The following is a 19,018-nucleotide window of genomic DNA, read 5'->3' on the forward strand; positions in this document are numbered from 1 at the left end:
AAATTTCATGCGTCAACAATGGCTTATTCTTAGCATAGTGGCTGTACTGATTTCAGGCTGTACAACAAACAATGAAAGAGGCGCTTCTTCTGTTCCGCCAGTTCCGACCCGTGATGTATTGGGAGCAGAGCCTGTATATGAGCCTTACCATCCAAGTGCTAACCAAGATTACAGCAGAGATGGAGAAAACTATCATATCATTCAGGACCCTGCCCAGTTTACTCAAACAGGCTATGCCAGTGTATTTGGTGAAGAAACGAACGGAAAATTGACAGCAATTGGAGAACGAGCCAGTCCTTATGCTTTGACGGCTGCTCACCCGACACTTCCAATTCCAGGCTATGTACGCGTCACCAACTTAAGCAATGGTCGCATGATAATCGTCAGAGTTAATGATCGCGGTCCCTACAATAAACCGGGAAAAGCGGTTGAATTATCACGAGCTGTTGCCGAACGACTGAATTTGATGCCACAAAGTCGGGTAAAACTGGATGGCATTCAGGTTGCTCCTGATGGATCACTTTCTGGTTTGGGGACAGCGGGTTCAACTATTGTCAAACAAAGTTATGCTTTACCTGATAGGCCTGTCCTTAATTCTCCATCAACGGAGGCTGTCATAAACATGACGCCGGATTCTCCTGAACAGAATAGCTCAAACCAAAATCTGTCTGGAAATAGAGAAAATCAACCTCCTGTACCTTCAGAGAAAACAATCCCTGAATCAGCCTTAGCCACTTCCTCTGGTTATATGGTACAAGTTGGTGCTGTCAGTTCTGAACAAAAAGCCAAAGAATGGCAGCAATTATTAAGCCAACGCTTTAATGTACCGGGGCGTGTGACCCAATTTAATAATGTTCATCGTGTTCAGCTAGGGCCTTTTAGCAGCCGCCAGCAAGCAGCACAAATGCAAAAGAAATTAACTGACCAAATGCACCAATCTTCCTTTATTGTCGCCCCTTGATTGCATTGTTCTCTGATGAGTCTGCTCCCTGCTGATATTTGTTATTCTGATTAATATCAGCGGGGGGAGAGAAAAAACCGAGTAAAAAAATGCAAATCTTTATCTCTTCCAATTTTGTTTAATGTCACGCTTTTTGTCATTTGTTATTATGTGGTTTATTATCAATGCTTCTCTCACGGATGTTATCTAATCAATCATGAAATACATAGTTACTTCTCGTATAGTTACTTCCCGTATAGCTAATTCCCGTTTTATTAAAAATGCAGCCTTGAGTCTTGCTCTGGCTACCAGTGTTTCTGCATTCGCTAATACGGATGATAATTTCAAAACCATGATCCCCGGAGTGCCGCAGATCGATGCCGAAGCCTATATTCTGATTGATTACAATTCAGGAAAAATATTGGCCGAAAAGAATTCAGATGTCCGTCGTGATCCTGCCAGCCTGACCAAAATGATGACCAGTTATGTTATTGGACAAGCCATCAAATCAGGGAAAATTGGTCCGAATGATATCGTTACGGTAGGTAAAGATGCCTGGGCAACAGGAAATCCTGTATTCAAAGGCTCTTCTCTGATGTTTTTGAAGCCCGGCGATCAAGTTTCCGTCGCTATGCTGTCCCGTGGTATTAACCTGCAATCCGGTAATGATGCTTGTGTAGCAATGGCGGACTACGTAGCAGGTAGTCAGGATGCGTTCGTCAGTCTGATGAATAAATATGTTCAGAGTTTAGGACTGAAAAACACCTACTTTCAAACCGTTCACGGTCTGGATGCAGAAGGCCAATACAGTTCTGCCCATGATATGGCGCTGATTGGTCAGGCATTGATCCGCGATGTACCGGATGAATATGCCATCTATAAAGAGAAAGAATTCACTTACAATAACATCCGCCAACCCAACCGCAATGGTTTGCTGTGGGATAAGAGCTTGAATGTGGATGGCATCAAAACCGGCCATACTAGTGGTGCTGGCTATAACCTTGTTTCCTCTGCTACTGAAGGTAACATGCGCCTGATTGCTACGGTAATGGGCAGCCCAACATTCAAAGGCCGTGAAACTGACAGTAAGAAACTACTGACCTGGGGTTTTCGTTTTTTTGAAACTGTCTCACCACTACGGGCAGATAAAGAATTTGCTTCTGAACCAGTCTGGTTTGGCGATATTGATAAGATCCAACTGGGTGTCGAGAAGGACGTTTACCTGACTATTCCCCGTGGTCGCCTGAAAGATCTAAAAGCCAGCTATGTACTAAATAGCAATGAACTACACGCCCCTCTCGCCAAAGATCAGGTAGTCGGCACAATCAATTTCCAACTTGATGGTAAAACGATCGAACAGCGTCCATTAGTCGTGATGCAGGAAGTAAAAGAGGGGGGTTTCTTTAGCCGTATATTCGATTACATCCGATTGACATTCCATCACTGGTTTGGCTGAAATCTTGAAAGCTAAACATTGAACCTTATATTAATATAAATTGTTAGAAAATAATCACGTCACGGAATAATCCATCATTCTGCCGTGGTTAATAAATCAGGAGCGCCCATGAAAACGAAATTAAATGAACTGCTTGAGTTCCCCTGCTCATTCACTTACAAAGTGATGGGTTTAGCTCAACCTGAGCTGGTGGATCAAGTTATTGAAGTGGTTCAGCGCCATGCGCCGGGCGATTACTCTCCAGCAGTGAAGCCAAGCAGCAAAGGTAATTACCACTCTGTTTCCATTACTATCAATGCAACTCATATTGAGCAGGTTGAAACGCTGTATGAAGAATTGGGTAAACTGGAACTGGTACGCGTAGTCTTGTAATAAGAAGAAAAATAAATAGTACCGTGACAATTTCTACTTCTGCAACTTCTATAAAAAGCGCTGACAAAAAAGTCAGCGCTTTTTTCAGCTTCCTATTCTCACCTGGCACCCTATACTAATGCCCCAGTCAAAAACGCCAGAACGCTTTCGAGCACAAAATCAGAATAGGATAAATTTCTAGCCTTCCCAATAACATAGCCGCACACATCATCCATTTCGCCACAACATCAAGATTGCCAAAACCCTGTGCTGTCTCACCATAGCCGACTCCCATGTTATTGATACATGCGGCAACCGTAGCAAACGAAGTCACCAGATCATATCCCAGAAAATTCAGTGCCCAAATAAAGAAACAACTACAAAAAATATACAAGAAGAAAAAGCCCCAGACGGAACGAAGTACCCTTTCCTGTACTGGTGATTTACCTATTTTAATCGTTGAAATAGCATTCGGATGAATAAGCTGATTAATCTCACTGAAACTTTGTTTTGTCAGGATCAGAAAACGCAGCGCCTTAATGCCTCCACAAGTCGAGCCAACACAGCCACCAAAAAAACTTATCGCCAATAACAGCAACATCGTGTGAGGTGGCCACTGTGCATAATCTGAAGTTGCCAGACCATTGTCTGTCATCATTGAGCTGGTCATGAAAAAACCATGCACAAAAGCATCTTTCAAGCTGTACATTCCAGAGCGGTATAACTCCAGCCAAATAATACAAATCACGATGAAAAGTACCAGCAGGAAGAATTGAAACTCTGCATTTTTCAGTAAAGGTTTGATGCTTCTTCGCGTCAGGACAACAAAATAGAGGGTGAAGTTAACCGCTGATAATATTGAGAAAATCCCTCCCACCATTTCAATGAGAGAATTATCATAATAGCCAAGACTTTCATTACGGGTCGAAAATCCCCCCAAAGAGACCGTTGATATCCCATGGCAAATGGCATCAAACCAGGACATCCCGGCGGCCCAGAAGCTGAAAGAGCATACCCCACCCAGCAACAAATAAACTACCCATAAACTTTTGGCACTATCTGCAAGGCGAGGAGTTAATCGTTCCTCTTTAAACGGGCCGGGCATCTCTGATTGATAAAGCTTTACGCCACCAATACCAAGTAATGGCAAAATAGCCACGGCAAGCACGATAACTCCCAAACCGCCGATGAAATTGAGCTGAGCTCGGTAATAAAGAACGGACTTAGGCAATGAAGAAACATCATTTAGTACCGTTGCTCCTGTCGTTGTAATACCAGATACACCTTCAAACATGGCATCTACAAGATTGATATTCAGATTTTTATCCAGCACAAAGGGTAAGGCACTGAGCAACGAAAAAAGTAACCAGAATAAGACGATGATAAGGAACCCATCTTGAGTACTGGGCTGTGCTTTAGTTTTTCGGGTGAAATACCACCCAACACCGCCAAGGATCATTCCAATAATAAACGTTTCGAAAAACGCAAAAATACTTTTTTCTTTATAAAACAAAGCGACAAAAACAGGCAGCAACATTGAGAGGCTGTATAGGAGCACCAGAGAACTGCAAAGATGCCCAACAATCAGGAGTTGGTTTTTTCTGACCATCTGTTAGCTCAAACAGAAAACAAGGGGGAAATCGTCGAAATATATAACTATGATAATATAAAATCTAAACATATTCGTCTAATTAACATTATTATTGCATTAAGGCATTCTCTAACTGGAGAGAATCCCTTTAGGGCGTTATACTGGCGGGCAATTTTTGTTAACTGATGATGAAACTTCCATTGCAACATAACACCGTTATCCTACGCCAGTTGGGTATTCAGCCTTACGAGCCGGTTTCTGAATCTATGCACCAGTTCACCGAGCAGCGTACAGCGGAAACTCCCGATGAAATCTGGCTTGTCCAGCATGAAAAAGTGTTCACACAGGGGCAGGCAGGTAAAGCAGAACATGTACTTGCGCCGGGTGATATTCCTGTTATTCAATCAGACAGGGGGGGCCAAGTCACTTATCATGGGCCAGGTCAGCAAGTCATGTACGTTTTGATCGACTTAAAAAGGGCTAAAATTGGGGTTCGTCAGTTAGTCACCGCAATTGAAAATACCGTTATCGAGACATTAGCTCATTTTGGCGTTGAGTCTCATGCCCGGCCAGATGCGCCAGGGGTTTATGTCAAAGACAATAAAATTTGTTCATTGGGATTACGTATCCGAAAAGGGTGTTCTTTCCATGGCTTGGCATTAAATATTGCAATGGACTTACACCCCTTTTTGCGCATTAATCCATGTGGTTATGCAGGCATGCAAATGATTCAGCTCAGTGACCTTGTAGATGGGATCACTGTTGAAGATGTACAACCCATTCTGGTACAAAAATTCTGCCAGATCTTAGGATTTCAACTCACCGATGAAAGATGATATAATTTTTTAACATTTTTCAAAAAAATTTGAATACACTTATTGCTCCGATGAATTTGACTTAATAATCAAGCAATAAATAACAATCTGAAAAATATAACTGGAACCAGCACGATTATGAGTAAACCAATTCAGATGGAACGTGGTATCAAATACCGCGACGCAGATAAGATGGCTTTGATCCCTGTGAAAACAGTGGTCACAGAACGTGAAGCACTCTTGCGTAAACCTGAGTGGATGAAAATCAAACTTCCTGCGGATTCCAGCCGCATTCAGGGAATCAAAGCGGCAATGCGCAAAAATGGATTGCATTCCGTCTGTGAAGAAGCCTCTTGTCCTAACCTTGCCGAATGCTTTAACCACGGAACCGCCACTTTTATGATCCTGGGTGCCATTTGTACTCGCCGCTGTCCGTTCTGTGATGTGGCACACGGGCGTCCAAATGCACCAGATGTAAATGAGCCGGTTAAACTTGCGCAAACTATTCAGGATATGGGTCTGCGCTATGTTGTTATCACATCTGTTGACCGTGATGATTTGCGTGATGGCGGAGCTCAACATTTTGCCGACTGTATCACTGCGATCCGTGAAAAAAATCCATCAATCAAAATTGAAACATTAGTACCGGATTTTCGCGGCCGTATGGATCGTGCACTGGAAATTCTGACTGCAACCCCTCCCGATGTTTTTAACCATAATCTGGAAAACGTACCACGGATGTATCGTCAGATCCGCCCAGGTGCAAACTACAATTGGTCATTACAACTGCTGCAAAAATTCAAAGAAGCACATCCAGATATCCCGACCAAATCAGGTTTGATGGTGGGTTTGGGAGAAACTAATGAAGAAATTTTGGAAGTGATGCGTGACTTACGTAGTCACGGAGTAACTATGCTGACATTGGGGCAATATTTGCAGCCAAGTCGCCACCACCTGCCGGTCCAACGTTATGTCAACCCGGCTGAATTTGATGAAATGAAAGAAGCAGCATTAGAAATGGGCTTTACTCATGCAGCTTGTGGGCCATTTGTTCGTTCTTCTTACCACGCTGACTTACAAGCCAAAGGTATGGAAGTCAAATAACCGAGGCCACTACTGATGGATCTTATTCTCGCTGTATTTATCGGTGGTGGTTTTGGCAGTGTCTTACGTTGGTTTATCGGCCTCCGCCTGAATAATGTCTCAGCTCCTATTGCCATTGGTACTCTGACGGCTAACTGTATTGGAGCATTCATTATCGGGTTGGGGCTGTCCTATTTCAGCAAAACAACACATCTTGCCCCTGCCTGGAAGCTCATGTTAACAACAGGGTTCTGCGGTGGATTGACAACTTTCTCTACATTTTCCGCTGAAGTGGTTTATTTATTACAAGCAGGGAAAATAAGTTGGGCACTAAGCACCATTCTGGCAAATGTTATCGGTTCATTATTAATGACCGCCCTCGCGTTCACCTTAATAAATAAACTCTGAACTAAGCAGAAATTAAAAAACATAAAAAACCCGTTATAAAAACGGGTTTTAAGAATATGGGATTAGAAATTAGATCGCGACAACGTTTGCAGCAGATGGACCTTTCGCACCCTCAGTGATTTCAAATTCAACTTTTTGGCCTTCAGCCAATGTCTTGAAACCGTTAGACTGAATGGCGGAAAAGTGTACGAAAACATCTTTACTACCATCTTCTGGAGTGATGAAACCGAATCCTTTAGATTCATTAAACCACTTAACGTTACCTTTAATTTTAGACATCAAACTTACCTTTAATAAAAAATACACAAACTCCATGCTACATACAGTACAACAAATAATATAGTTCACTGTCTGCAACCTAGATCACGAAACATATAACAAAATGTACAAAACGCACGTTTTGTTTAATTTCATTAAATTATTCTATACTCCAATCGTCATTTCACAAATTAATTGGCGTTTCATTCTAGATTGGTTTAATTTTCGTCTTTTTTTTCTTCTCATGCTCCAGCAACCACTCCTTAATATTAAGCCCGCCTGTATATCCGACTAACTTACCATCATGCCCAATTACCCGATGGCAGGGAACAATCAGTGAAATCGGATTACGTGAGTTTGCCATACCGACTGCGCGACAATAATTTACCGAACCCAACGTCAATGCTAATTGTTTGTAACTCCACATTTCACCAAATGGGATATTACAGAGTTGCTGCCAGACACGTTGCTGAAATTCAGTTCCTTGCATACTTAGCGGAACCGTAAATATCTGCCGTTTTCCTTTAAAATATTCCTGTAGCTCTTTTACACACTGCTTAGTAATAGCATTTTTAGATTCCAGTTCTTTCTTTTCATTAACAAAATAAATACTAGTGACTCCTTCATCGTTCGCAGTGATGTGTACATAAGGTTTAGGAAAACCTTCTGGAGTATTCAGGTAATGGTGATACATAAACTACCTCCATTTAATTTATTGTTAATATTTCTATACTAGCCTAAGTCTCTCTTTCATCACTTTGCAATGATGAATTCAGTTACACATCTGACAATTTGATAAAGAAACCATACCGCCTTCTGATAATAAAAATCATAGGATTACCAATAAGATATAACATCTTACTTTTGGCAGCATTCATCCAAAAAAGATAAAAACACCATATATAGATAAAAATATCGACAAAGTTACTATATATAGTACTCCTCTCATAAAGAGATTTCTGTATTGTAAGCCATAAATACGCGTTTTCATTCTTCGATAAGTGCGTAGATCAATAAAGAATTTTACCAGAAGAGTGATAATTTATGGCAAACACAGTTGGATTGTAGGTAATCTTATCCATCATAAAAGCTAGCAAAATGTTCTTACCCTACAATTATAGACAATAAATTTTTTCAAAGTAGCCACACGATAAAAAAGCAAAAAAGGCAAAAAGAGATAAATCCCACAAAAGTTTACTTTGCTCTATCTTTCTGACGATAATAATTTTTTTTTATTAAGTTCAACCGTCCTACAATGAAAGTTAAAATTAAGTAAAAAATGTAGACATTTACCTGTAAAAAACTTTATCTTTTAGTTAATAATTATGTTCTGGAAGTTGTCAACATATCTCAACTCTCAACGTGCTCAAGTATAGCTTGGGTTAATTATCTGCAGATTATCTGAAGTAAGCAATTAAAGAGAATATACCTTTTCACAAAGCTAAATATTTATTACATGACAATTAAACTCGAAGTTAAAGATCTGTATAAAATATTCGGTGACCATCCAAAGCAAGCGGTTAAGTTATTAGAATCCAACTACAATAAAGCAGAAATATTTGAAAAAACTGGTATGGCAGTTGGCGTACAAAATGCTAATTTGGTCATCGAAGAAGGCGAGATATTTGTGATTATGGGCCTGTCCGGCTCAGGAAAATCCACACTGATACGCCTTCTCAACCGCCTGATAGAACCGACCAAAGGTCAGGTAATTATCGATGGGCAGGATATCTCTGTTATTTCAGACATTCAACTGCGCGAAATCCGTCGCAATAAAATCAGTATGGTTTTCCAATCATTTGCGCTCATGCCACATTTAAATGTGCTGGAGAATGTGGCTTTCGGTATGGAGTTTGCTGGTATTCCTAAAGAAATACGCCAGCACAAAGCTCTCGAAGCCCTGAAACAAGTCAATCTGGAAAATTACACTATGTCTTACCCGGATGAGTTATCGGGTGGTATGCAACAGCGTATTGGATTAGCCAGAGCGCTCGCCAATAATCCTGATATTTTACTGATGGATGAGGCTTTTTCGGCCCTTGATCCTCTTATTCGTGCAGAAATGCAGGATGAGTTATTACGCCTGCAAGGTCAACATCAACGCACAATTATATTTATTTCCCATGATCTGGATGAAGCAATCCGTATTGGTGATCGCATTGCCATCATGCAGGAAGGGGTTATTGTTCAGGTAGGAACACCTGATGAGATCTTAAATAATCCTGCCAGTGATTATGTCAAGGCATTCTTTCGGGGAGTGGATATCAGTCATGTATTTTCAGCAAAAGATGTCGCTCGTCGTCGGCCAGAAGCATTACTCCATATTACAGTAGGCTTTGGGCCTCGCTCAGCGTTGAAAATACTGGAGGATGAAGATCGAAACTATGGCTATCTAATCGACAAAGGTCAGAAATTTATTGGGGTAGTTTCAGTCAATTCCCTGCAAGATACTCTGGAAAAGAAATATCCTATCGAACACGCTATCCTGACAGAGCCAACCGCAGTCCCAGCAGATACGTCATTGAATGAGCTGATATCCATCGTAGCTCAATCCCCCTGTGCCATTCCTGTCGTGGGTGATGATCATCGTTATTTGGGTGTTATTTCTAAAGGAATACTGTTGCAAGCTTTAGATAAGGAGGCTCCAAATGAGCAGTAATACACCGCAATCAACACCCGATCAGACAACATCAAGTGATCCCTGGCTCAACAGCACCACCACAGGTGATTCATTATCAAATACAAATTGGCTGGACGCCCCTACAGATAATATCTCACAGGGGCATTTTAATATTATGGAACCTTTTCAGCATAAACTCATCCCTTTTGATTCATGGGTCACCCATGCTATTAATTGGATCGTTCTACACTTCCGGCCTTTTTTTCAAGGAATACGTATTCCGGTAGATTTTATCTTAAACAGATTTGAGCAATTTTTGATGTCAATGCCCGCTCCCATCACGATACTTTTCCTGACATTTCTGGCCTGGCAGCTAGCAGGTGTCGGCATAGGCGGGCTCACTTTAGTTTCATTATGCTTTATTGGTGCCATCGGGGCATGGTCTCAAGCGATGATCACACTGGCATTGGTACTCACGGCTTTGCTGTTTTGTGTCCTTATTGGGCTGCCAAGCGGGATTTGGCTGGCACGCAGTAACCGAACAGCCAGGATCATCCGCCCTCTACTGGATGCAATGCAGACAACACCTGCCTTTGTTTATCTCGTGCCTATTGTGATGCTATTCGGTATTGGGAATGTACCGGGTGTTATAGTAACAATCATTTTTGCCTTACCTCCGATTATTCGCCTGACCATTTTAGGGATCAAACAGGTTCCGATAGATCTGATTGAAGCCGCAAGATCTTTTGGTGCCAGTCCACGTCAAATGTTGTTCAAAGTCCAACTTCCCCTTGCTCTGCCAACAATTATGGCTGGTGTAAACCAGACATTAATGTTAGCGCTATCCATGGTTGTTATTGCTTCAATGATCGCTGTTGGTGGTTTGGGACAAATGGTGCTGCGGGGGATTGGTCGTCTTGATATAGGGCTGGCCGCAGTTGGCGGGACGGGTATTGTCATCCTTGCCATTATCCTTGATCGCTTAACTCAATCTTTGGGAAGAAATATCCGCACCAGAAATAACAGATACTGGTATCACACAGGGCCAATAGGATTGTTAATTAAATTCTTATCCCTGCAAAAACTAATCCACCACAAAAATACTCAACATCAGGATAGTCAAACAGATTAATAACAGGGGAAAATTATGCTAATCACAACCCAATTTAAAAAGCTCATAAACAAGAAAATTATCTTAGGATTCAATCTAATATTATTAACAAGCACGTCGTTAGCTGCCACAGAACTTCCTGGAAAAGGTATCAGTGTACAACCTTTACAAAGTACCATTGGTGAAGAAACATTCCAGACGTTAATTGTCTGCAAGGCTTTGGAAAAGCTTGGTTATGATGTCAAACCCATCAAAGAAGTCGATTACAACGTCGCCTATGCCACTATTGCCTCAGGTGATGCCACTTTTATGGCGGTCAATTGGGTTCCCCTTCATAATGTACAGTACAAAGCTGCCGGCGGTGATAACACGTTCTACCGTAAGGGGACCTTCGTTAAAAATTCTGTTCAAGGATATCTGATCGATAAGAAAACAGCCGAAAAATATCACATCAATAATATTGCCCAATTACGAGATCCAAAACTGGCTAAGTTGTTTGACAGCAGTGGAAACGGTAAAGCAGACCTGACTGGCTGTAACCCCGGCTGGGGATGCGAAAAAGTGATAAACCATCAATTAAAGGCTTATGGTTTAGAAAATACCGTGGAGCAAAATCAGGGGAACTATACCGCCATGATGGCAGATACTATCGCCCGTTACCGTGAAGGTAAGTCTATCTTTTACTACACCTGGACGCCTTATTGGGTCAGCGATGTTCTAAGACCCGGAAAAGATGTGGTATGGCTACAAGTCCCTTTCTCTGCCCTCAATGAAGGCGGTGAAATTGATACTCAATTACCAAATGGCCGCAATTATGGTTTTCCCCCCAGCTCTATGCATATCGTGGCGAACCGGATTTGGGCTGAAAAAAACCCTGCGGCGGCGGCACTTTTTGCTGTTATGCAACTATCTGTTGCAGATATCAACGCACAAAATATGCATATGCATACTGGGAAAGATTCTGAAGAGGATATTGAACATCATGCCAACGGCTGGATTAACGCACATCAAAAAACCTTTGATGGCTGGCTCGCTAAAGCCAGAAAAGCTGCGAAGCAAAAAGCAGCTTCGTCTTAGCCTCTTTTATAATCACACATAAATTTATTAACAAATCAACTCCCCAATCACCTAATAACTCCATTTTTCGATCAAAATCTTTGTTCTAAATAATATTTGTTAAATAATTTAGACATTTCATATTTTCAATTTTATTATATTTTGTTAATGTTGTTTTACTATTAACAAAAAAATAAATTACCCTATGTCGATACCTGATACCCCTGTGCCCGATAACTTAACATCTGGCACAGCGATAAATGACCCCGCAATACCAAGCAAGTGCTCTTCATTCATCAAGGGTATTTTCGATAATCTTCTTATTGTCGTTAGCTATATTTCTATCTCCTTCACATTTGGCCTCAGTGCCATCAAATTGGGATTCACTTCTGTTGAAGCAATATCAGGCAGAAAGACTGCAACCTGGGCTTTTGGGTTAACCGATGAAATTTTTGCCAGAGCTAATCGAACTCCGGGTAAAAATATAGGCAAGATAAGTATTGTTCTGTGTCGTATAGGAGTCGCATCAATTTGTTCGCTTCTGATTGTTGCCGGGAGCTCTGATGTGATGCGGGCGCACAATAAGCTTTTTCTTACTCTAATTGGTTGCTTGATCATCTGTGTATGCTTCTATAAAACGCGCAGCATCAGCATTTCTACACTATCCAGATCATCCATTTTTGGATTAACATTCAAGGTATTTATGAATTAGGTATCAATATTAAAAGAAATATGATGATAATAAATAACTATAATTGCTAAATTTAACTTTTAATATAGTATTTGTATGGTTTTTCGCAGAAGTTACTTTACCGGTTGAAACTAATAAGGTATCTAAACAATGGAAAGTTCATTCACTCCCACAGAAGAGTTGCTTAATTGCCGTGTTGCACAGCAAAAAGAGTTGAACAAAAGTTTGCCCTATCAAGAGATATTACTCACCCGCTTATCGATGCATGTCCAGAGCAAGATGCTGGAAAATCGTAATAACATGCTGAGAGCGCAAGGAATCAATGAAACCTTGTTTATGGCACTGATGATCTTGGATACCAAAGAAAGTCGTAGCATTCAGCCATCAGAACTTAGCTCGGCGTTGGGTTCATCTCGTACAAACGCAACTCGAATTGCTGATGAATTAGAGAAGCAAGGCTGGATAGAAAGAAAAGAGAGCCACAACGATCGTCGTTGTCTCCATCTTCATCTGACAGAAAAAGGTACAAATTTCTTGAATAGTTTACTTCCACCTCAGCATGAGTGCCTGGTTAAACTTTGGTCTGCCCTTGATCTGGAGGAACAAAAACAGTTAGAAAAATTGATGAGAAAATTGTTGGCACAATTGGATAATATCGGGGATTGTTTGAAAAAGTGATTGTATTCTCCATGAACAATACCGGACCCCGAAAAATCACAATATGGCAACATGACCTAAAAAAACTTTTCTGCTAGCCAGTATCATTTGGTATGTCATATGGCCTGATATGTCATATGACTAACTATTATCCTCAGATAATAATCAATCCCATATAGCCATCTTTTCCAGTAGTGTAACCCACGCTACTGGAAATGAGTGGTCTTTATGATGTGGATACCATGCAACAATACGAACAAAAAATATACGGAGATTCACTATGAGCCTTAGTGAGGAAAGTCCTTTGTCACCGACTTTAAGTCGTCAGCAAAAGAATAAAAAGCATCAACGTCGCAATATAATGATTTTTCTTACATTATTATTTTCAATCCTCGGTATGATCTACGCTGTTTACTGGTTCACCTTTTCGCGCCATCAGCAAGAAACAGATAACGCTTATGTCGCAGGCAATCAAATACAAGTCATGTCTCAAGTCGCGGGTAGTGTCACCACTATCTATTTTGATAATACCGACTTTGTAAAAAGTGGTAATGTTCTGATACAGCTTGATCCGAGAGATGCTGAACTCACTCTGACAAAAGCGGAAAATGAACTGGCTACCGCCGTGCGGAAAACTCACCAACAGATGGTTGATAGCAAGAAGTACCAAGCGATCATTGAACAGAAAAAGATTACTCTTAGAAAAGTGCAGAATGATTTCAACCGAAGGAAAATACTTGGCAGACAAGATGCTATTGGTCAGGAAGAACTACAACATTCCTATGAAAGTGTTGCACTTGCCCAGGCTGATCTGGATGTGGCCATCGAACAGTACAATAGTAATCAAGCTATCATTTTAAACACACCGTTGGAAAAACAACCTGCTGTAGAAAAAGCGGCTTCCGGGGTTCGTGATGCCTGGTTAAACTTACAAAGAACAAAAATTGTCAGTCCTGTAGATGGATATGTTTCTCGTCGTAATGTACAAATAGGCTCTCGCATCAATATGGGTACACCTTTAATGGCTATCGTACCAGCCACTAATATGTGGATTGACGCCAATTTTAAAGAAACCCAACTTTCCAATATGAAGATCGGGCAACCGGCAAAAATTACCAGCGATTTTTACGGTGGTGATATCGTCTATAAAGGTAAGGTTGTTGGTCTTGATATGGGAACCGGTAGTGCTTTTTCTCTTCTGCCAGCTCAAAATGCCAGTGGAAACTGGATCAAAGTTGTTCAACGTTTGCCTGTTCGCATTGAACTTGAACCAGAACAACTGAAGCAACATCCTCTGCGTATTGGCCTGTCAACAAAAGTGATTGTCGATACGGCAGATACCAATGGAATGACTTTGCCAACCACTGAACGTATCAAACCCGCCTATCACACGAATGCCTTAATGATAGACATGTCTCCTGCAAATCAAATAGTTACTGACATCATTAATAGTAACTCAAATAATTAGCCATAAGGGGAAGTCATGGTGACACGAGAACCACTTACAGGCGCGAAGCTGGCGTTACTGACCATTTCCCTCGCAATGGCTACTTTCATGTTGGTTTTGGATTCCACCATTGCTAACGTCGCCATACCGACAATTGCAGGAAATTTAGGTGCATCAAATTCCCAAGGAACATGGGTCATCACCTCTTTTGGTGTTGCAAACGCCATTTCCATTCCTATTACCGGTTGGTTGGCAAAACGGTTTGGAGAGGTCAAACTGTTTATTTGGTCTACCGCTCTCTTTACCTTCTCCTCATGGCTGTGTGGCATCTCCAACAGCCTTGAGATGTTGATTGTATTTCGTATCATTCAGGGGCTGGTCGCAGGGCCAGTCCTTCCACTTTGTCAAAGCCTTTTGTTGAATAACTATCCCCCTGCTAAACGAAATATGGCATTGGCACTCTGGTCTGTTATGATCGTGGTTGCCCCTATTTGTGGCCCGATACTGGGTGGTTATATCAGTGATAACTATCATTGGGGCTGGATTTTCTTTATTAACATACCTCTTGGTATCGGTATTATTTTTGTCTCAATGCAGATCCTACGAGGGCGGGAAACTAAAATCGAAATTCATCCTATTGATATAGTAGGATTAATTCTGCTGATCGTTGGTGTCGGTTGTCTACAAATCATGCTTGATCAGGGTAAAGAGCTGGATTGGTTCAATTCCACTGAAATTATCGTTCTGACAGTCGTAGCGGTTATCTCATTATCGTTTTTAATTGTATGGGAATTAACCGATGAACACCCTGTTATCGATCTATCATTATTCAAAGAGCGTAACTTTACTATCGGTACACTCAGTATCAGTCTCTCCTTCATGCTGTACTTCGGCAGCATTGTCCTGTTGCCACAGCTACTACAAGAAGTGTTCGGTTATACCGCAACATGGGCTGGCTTTGCAGCTGCTCCGATAGGGTTGTTACCTCTGCTACTTTCACCCATCATTGGTAAATATGGTCATAAGATCGATATGCGTTTGATCGTAACATTCAGTTTCGTTACTTATACTGTCTGTTTCTATTGGCGGGCATATACATTTGAATCAGGGATGGATTTCGCTACTGCGGCATGGCCCCAATTCGTACAGGGACTCGCTATAGCTTGCTTCTTCATGCCGTTAACAACCATAACTTTGTCAGGTTTAGGGCCAGAGCGCATGGCATCAGCTTCCAGCTTGTCAAACTTTACCCGTATATTATCAGGCTCAATTGGAACTTCCATCACAACCACAATGTGGACCCAACGTGAGGCCGTGCACCATTCATACTTTACGGAGAATATCAATTCGTATAACCCTAATTATCAGCAAACTTATCAGCAACTCTCCCAACTAGGTATGAATGACCAACAGATTTCAGCTTATCTGGCAAAGGAGATAACCCATCAGGGATTGATTATTTCAGCTAATGAAATTTTTTGGATTTCTGCAGGCGTATTCCTGACGTTGACATTGCTGGTCTGGATGGCAAAACCACCTTTTGGTGCAGGAAATCAGGGGAGTGGAGGAACACACTAACCCTATTTTATCCTCTTGTTTAAAAAGAATCCGATGGCAGTCGGGTTCTTTATTATCTGTACTCCTGGGGATAATGAGATGCCCCTATTTCTCACCGGAGGCCAGCCTTTGGCTGTGCAAATTCGTTCCCTTACCGCCGCGATGTAGCTTGAAATTCATTGGCTATAAAATAAAATGATTGGTGTTCAAATCACTTTAATAGACAACTGTTTAAAATTATCTTTTTACAACATCAAGCTCTCTATTAACAATCAAGTTAACAAAGTCAGAAAAAATCATAACCTTCTTTTAAGAAAGAAAGTAACTCAACTTATATTATTTATGCCGTTGATTCAAGAGGGCAATCATGACAATTTCCTACTCCCGGTAGTTTGTTCCTTTGACAGCAACAACGACGCTGAATCACATTATTTCTCAGAATAACTGTCCGATACAATGGATTATCCCTGCCATCCGGTAATTTCTGTTCAAAGAAAAGGTTATTTACCAATATGTCGTATTGTTCAGCATCCATTCTTTCCCTGAAATTACTCAAATACCAATACATCACATAACCAATATTGTTCCATAATAAACGCCCATTAATTCCTCGATAAGATTCAATTTTCTCACAAACAGGAATAATATGGCGATCCAATAAAGAATAATAACGTTCCAGCAAGGATATGGGTTCTTTCATCCAGTTTAACTGGTAATAAACCATATTAGGCCTGCCACTTTCATGAAATTCAACCTGAAAAAGATGGTAATCTGTATCTACTGCTTGTGGATATTCCAACAACATTAGCATAATAGGAGGAACAACCAAGCCAAAATACCATTGTGCCCATAACGAATAAAGACCTTTATTGTTTGGTTTTTGTTCATTATTCCCATAGTATTCGTTCTGGTAACGTTGCATTAATATTGAGAATTCTTTTTCATTCGACCATTGATAAAAACCCATACTCTCTGATGGGATATTTTCCGCATTTACTTTCATTGATGAATTAAAGTGACTGAATGCACTGTCGAATAAATTAACAATATCGTTAACATCTATTTTTGATATCATTTGATTGGAGCTATGATTATTTTTATTTGTCATTTTACACTCTCCTGTTATATCTCGGAATAATTAACGGCTTATCAGATTCCGGATCACGAATAATGCAACAGGCCAGACCAAATACATCTGCAATACTTTGTTCTGTGATGATTTCTTCTGGCTTTCCTTCCGCATAAACTTGCCCGTTCTTCATCATGATCAAGCGTGTGGCATAACGCAGAGCCAAATTGATATCGTGTAAAACCAGTACCAGAGTTTTCCCTTGTTGATGTAAACGCTGACACAAATCAAGCATCTCAATTTGATGAGAAATATCCAGATAAGTCGTCGGTTCATCCAACAGAATAATGGGAGTTTGCTGTGCCAATGTCATAGCAAACCATGCGCGCTGACGCTGGCCACCTGACAACTCACTGACCAATTTCTGCGACATATCCCATAAGTCTACTGCCCGCAATGCTTCATTTACGACACGTTCATCTTCTTCTGACCACTGCCGCAAGAAAGTCTGATAAGCGTAACGTCCACGCGAAACAAGGTCATAAATTGTCAATGCCTCAGTTATCACTGCCCCTTGCGTTAATAATGACAGCTCACGTGCAACAGCTTTTGGCTTATAACGATGGATATTTATGCCATCCAGTTGAACCTCACCCTGTTGCGGCGGCATACCTCGGCTAATTGCCCGCAACAAGGTTGACTTCCCACATCCATTGGGGCCAATAATGACGCTAAACTCATTATCGTGAATCGCGATATTAATACCGTCAATGATCGTTCTTTTACCGTATGCCAGTGAAAGATTCAGGGCCTTAAGCCGTGAAGTCATCACAGGGGAATTCTCATCCGATGACATTATCGTGTTCTCCTTAATTCTGCATACAGTAAATACATCAAATAGAGTCCACCAATTACCGCAGTCACTAAACCAACAGGTAAACGAGCCGGGGTCGGTAATATCAGGGTAATTAAATCAGACAACAGCATCAGCAAAGCTCCAACCAAAGCAGAGCAAAATAATGCAGCTCCTTTCGCATGTACTAATCGACGTGCAATTTGTGGTGCAGAAAGGGCAATAAAAGAAACAGGGCCGACCACTAATACTGACATGGCGGCAAAAATGACTGCCAACAATATGCTGACAATCTGAACAAAGCGTACTGGTACACCCAGTGTATTAGCGATGTCATCACCAAAATGGGTATAATTTAATTGCCTGCCCAACCAAAACAATACGGGAGTAAAAAATACCAACCCACTGATAAGTGCCACATCCTGCCAGCCTCTACTGGCAAGACTACCACTCAGTAATGAACGTATTTGTTGAGCCTGCTCTACGCGAATATTTGAGACAGCAAAGTCAACCATTGCCATACAAAATGCAGCAACTGCAACCCCGGATATCACTATTTTCCCGGTTTGCATTCTTCCCAGACCTGCGCCATTACCGAGATAAACCAACAACACAGCAAGCCCGGCTCCCAATAAGGCTCCTAAAGGAATTGGCAGTACATCGGGCCAGATAAGCAGCGCTGCCATAATACCTACTGCCGCTCCGGCATTAATACCAATGATGTCTGGGCTACCAAGTGCATTGCGGGTTGTCAACTGAAAAAGCGTCCCTGAAAGAGCCAGTGCTATTCCCGCTCCAATTGCTACCAACGCCCTGGGCAAACGGATCTGTAATAGAATAAATTCTTGATAAGATATTTCCGTTGTCAAAAAAGGATTATCCATCCCTTCTCTGCCTAATGATAAAGTCAGATAAAAAAGCACTATCAACAACAGTAACATCGAAAATACCACTTTTCTTGTCTGCCATGATGGTATGATAAAAATGGCCTTTCCCAATGCGAATGTTCTAACACGTGGCTGCCTGATTGGTGTTGACGAATCAATCTGCGTCAT

Annotated in this window: 19 protein-coding genes; 12 read left to right on the forward strand and 7 right to left on the reverse strand. The window is 41.3% G+C overall.

Annotated elements, in window-relative coordinates; translation table 11 throughout:
- The first annotated feature begins 7 nt into the window (after positions 1-7).
- The 3 genes from rlpA to ybeD all read left to right on the forward strand — a co-directional run bounded on the left by rlpA (position 8) and on the right by ybeD (position 2,768).
- Positions 8-961 carry an endolytic peptidoglycan transglycosylase RlpA gene (gene rlpA, locus ABLA85_RS17470; protein WP_367965612.1) on the forward strand — a complete coding sequence of 318 codons (954 nt, stop codon included), beginning with the start codon at positions 8-10 and terminating at the stop codon, positions 959-961.
- Positions 962-1,157: 196 nt separating this feature from the next.
- Positions 1,158-2,396, forward strand: a complete 1,239-nt coding sequence (dacA, locus tag ABLA85_RS17475; protein WP_367965613.1) for a D-alanyl-D-alanine carboxypeptidase DacA — start codon at positions 1,158-1,160, stop codon at positions 2,394-2,396.
- Between the two features lie 108 nt (positions 2,397-2,504).
- Positions 2,505-2,768 (forward strand): DUF493 family protein YbeD, encoded by a 264-nt coding sequence (gene ybeD / locus ABLA85_RS17480; protein WP_047683163.1) that lies wholly within the window; start codon positions 2,505-2,507, stop codon positions 2,766-2,768.
- A gap of 127 nt (positions 2,769-2,895) precedes the next feature.
- On the opposite strand, the gene ABLA85_RS17485 is transcribed toward ybeD, so the two are convergent.
- A complete protein-coding gene (locus ABLA85_RS17485) occupies positions 2,896-4,356 on the reverse strand; it encodes a TrkH family potassium uptake protein (RefSeq protein WP_367965614.1) in 1,461 nt (486 codons plus the stop codon).
- Between the two features lie 170 nt (positions 4,357-4,526).
- Between ABLA85_RS17485 and lipB the strand changes: the two genes are divergently transcribed.
- The 3 genes from lipB (at position 4,527) to crcB (ending at position 6,644) form a co-directional block, all read left to right on the forward strand.
- Positions 4,527-5,174, forward strand: a complete 648-nt coding sequence (lipB, locus tag ABLA85_RS17490; protein ID WP_367965636.1) for a lipoyl(octanoyl) transferase LipB — start codon at positions 4,527-4,529, stop codon at positions 5,172-5,174.
- Between the two features lie 117 nt (positions 5,175-5,291).
- Positions 5,292-6,257, forward strand: coding sequence for a lipoyl synthase (lipA, locus tag ABLA85_RS17495; protein ID WP_038260083.1), 966 nt, complete (start codon positions 5,292-5,294; stop codon positions 6,255-6,257).
- 12 nt (positions 6,258-6,269) lie between these two features.
- Entirely contained in the window at positions 6,270-6,644 is a 375-nt protein-coding gene (gene crcB / locus ABLA85_RS17500) for a fluoride efflux transporter CrcB (protein WP_367965637.1), read from the forward strand.
- Positions 6,645-6,713: 69 nt separating this feature from the next.
- Here the strand turns inward: crcB and cspE are convergent, their stop codons facing one another.
- Positions 6,714-6,923 (reverse strand): transcription antiterminator/RNA stability regulator CspE, encoded by a 210-nt coding sequence (gene cspE / locus ABLA85_RS17505; protein ID WP_045969514.1) that lies wholly within the window; start codon positions 6,921-6,923, stop codon positions 6,714-6,716.
- Positions 6,924-7,110: 187 nt separating this feature from the next.
- Complete coding sequence (locus ABLA85_RS17510) at positions 7,111-7,596, reverse strand: methylated-DNA--[protein]-cysteine S-methyltransferase (RefSeq protein WP_047683160.1); 486 nt, start codon at positions 7,594-7,596, stop codon at positions 7,111-7,113.
- A gap of 762 nt (positions 7,597-8,358) precedes the next feature.
- On the opposite strand from ABLA85_RS17510, the gene proV reads away from it, so the two are divergent.
- The 3 genes from proV to proX are packed head-to-tail and all read left to right on the forward strand — an operon-like array spanning position 8,359 to position 11,710.
- Positions 8,359-9,561, forward strand: a complete 1,203-nt coding sequence (proV, locus tag ABLA85_RS17515; protein WP_367965615.1) for a glycine betaine/L-proline ABC transporter ATP-binding protein ProV — start codon at positions 8,359-8,361, stop codon at positions 9,559-9,561.
- Positions 9,551-10,654, forward strand: coding sequence for a glycine betaine/L-proline ABC transporter permease ProW (gene proW, locus ABLA85_RS17520; protein ID WP_367965616.1), 1,104 nt, complete (start codon positions 9,551-9,553; stop codon positions 10,652-10,654). Before proV ends, proW begins: the two co-directional genes overlap by 11 nt.
- 15 nt (positions 10,655-10,669) lie before the next feature.
- Positions 10,670-11,710, forward strand: a complete 1,041-nt coding sequence (gene proX / locus ABLA85_RS17525) for a glycine betaine/L-proline ABC transporter substrate-binding protein ProX (RefSeq protein ID WP_367965617.1) — start codon at positions 10,670-10,672, stop codon at positions 11,708-11,710.
- A gap of 312 nt (positions 11,711-12,022) precedes the next feature.
- On the opposite strand, the gene ABLA85_RS17530 is transcribed toward proX, so the two are convergent.
- Positions 12,023-12,307, reverse strand: a complete 285-nt coding sequence (locus ABLA85_RS17530; RefSeq protein ID WP_367965618.1) for a hypothetical protein — start codon at positions 12,305-12,307, stop codon at positions 12,023-12,025.
- 223 nt (positions 12,308-12,530) lie between these two features.
- Here ABLA85_RS17530 and mprA point away from each other — a divergent pair, with 223 nt between their 5' ends.
- The 3 genes from mprA (at position 12,531) to emrB (ending at position 16,062) form a co-directional block, all read left to right on the forward strand.
- On the forward strand, positions 12,531-13,058 hold the full coding sequence (gene mprA, locus ABLA85_RS17535) for a transcriptional repressor MprA (RefSeq protein WP_367965619.1): 528 nt from the start codon (positions 12,531-12,533) through the stop codon (positions 13,056-13,058).
- A gap of 259 nt (positions 13,059-13,317) precedes the next feature.
- Complete coding sequence (gene emrA, locus ABLA85_RS17540; protein ID WP_367965620.1) at positions 13,318-14,505, forward strand: multidrug efflux MFS transporter periplasmic adaptor subunit EmrA; 1,188 nt, start codon at positions 13,318-13,320, stop codon at positions 14,503-14,505.
- Positions 14,506-14,520: 15 nt separating this feature from the next.
- Positions 14,521-16,062: a multidrug efflux MFS transporter permease subunit EmrB gene (gene emrB / locus ABLA85_RS17545; RefSeq protein WP_367965622.1), complete on the forward strand. Its 1,542-nt coding sequence runs from the start codon at positions 14,521-14,523 to the stop codon at positions 16,060-16,062.
- Positions 16,063-16,381: 319 nt separating this feature from the next.
- Here the strand turns inward: emrB and fhuF are convergent, their stop codons facing one another.
- From fhuF to ABLA85_RS17560, 3 genes are read right to left on the reverse strand one after another with little or no spacing between them, the layout of a single operon-like run.
- On the reverse strand, positions 16,382-17,149 hold the full coding sequence (gene fhuF / locus ABLA85_RS17550; protein ID WP_367965623.1) for a siderophore-iron reductase FhuF: 768 nt from the start codon (positions 17,147-17,149) through the stop codon (positions 16,382-16,384).
- 1 nt (position 17,150) lies between these two features.
- Complete coding sequence (locus ABLA85_RS17555) at positions 17,151-17,966, reverse strand: ABC transporter ATP-binding protein (RefSeq protein WP_367965624.1); 816 nt, start codon at positions 17,964-17,966, stop codon at positions 17,151-17,153.
- Positions 17,966-19,018 carry a FecCD family ABC transporter permease gene (locus tag ABLA85_RS17560; RefSeq protein ID WP_367965625.1) on the reverse strand — a complete coding sequence of 351 codons (1,053 nt, stop codon included), beginning with the start codon at positions 19,016-19,018 and terminating at the stop codon, positions 17,966-17,968. Before ABLA85_RS17560 ends, ABLA85_RS17555 begins: the two co-directional genes overlap by 1 nt.

This window comes from Xenorhabdus sp. SGI246 (genome assembly GCF_040838225.1).
GTDB lineage: Bacteria > Pseudomonadota > Gammaproteobacteria > Enterobacterales > Enterobacteriaceae > Xenorhabdus > Xenorhabdus indica.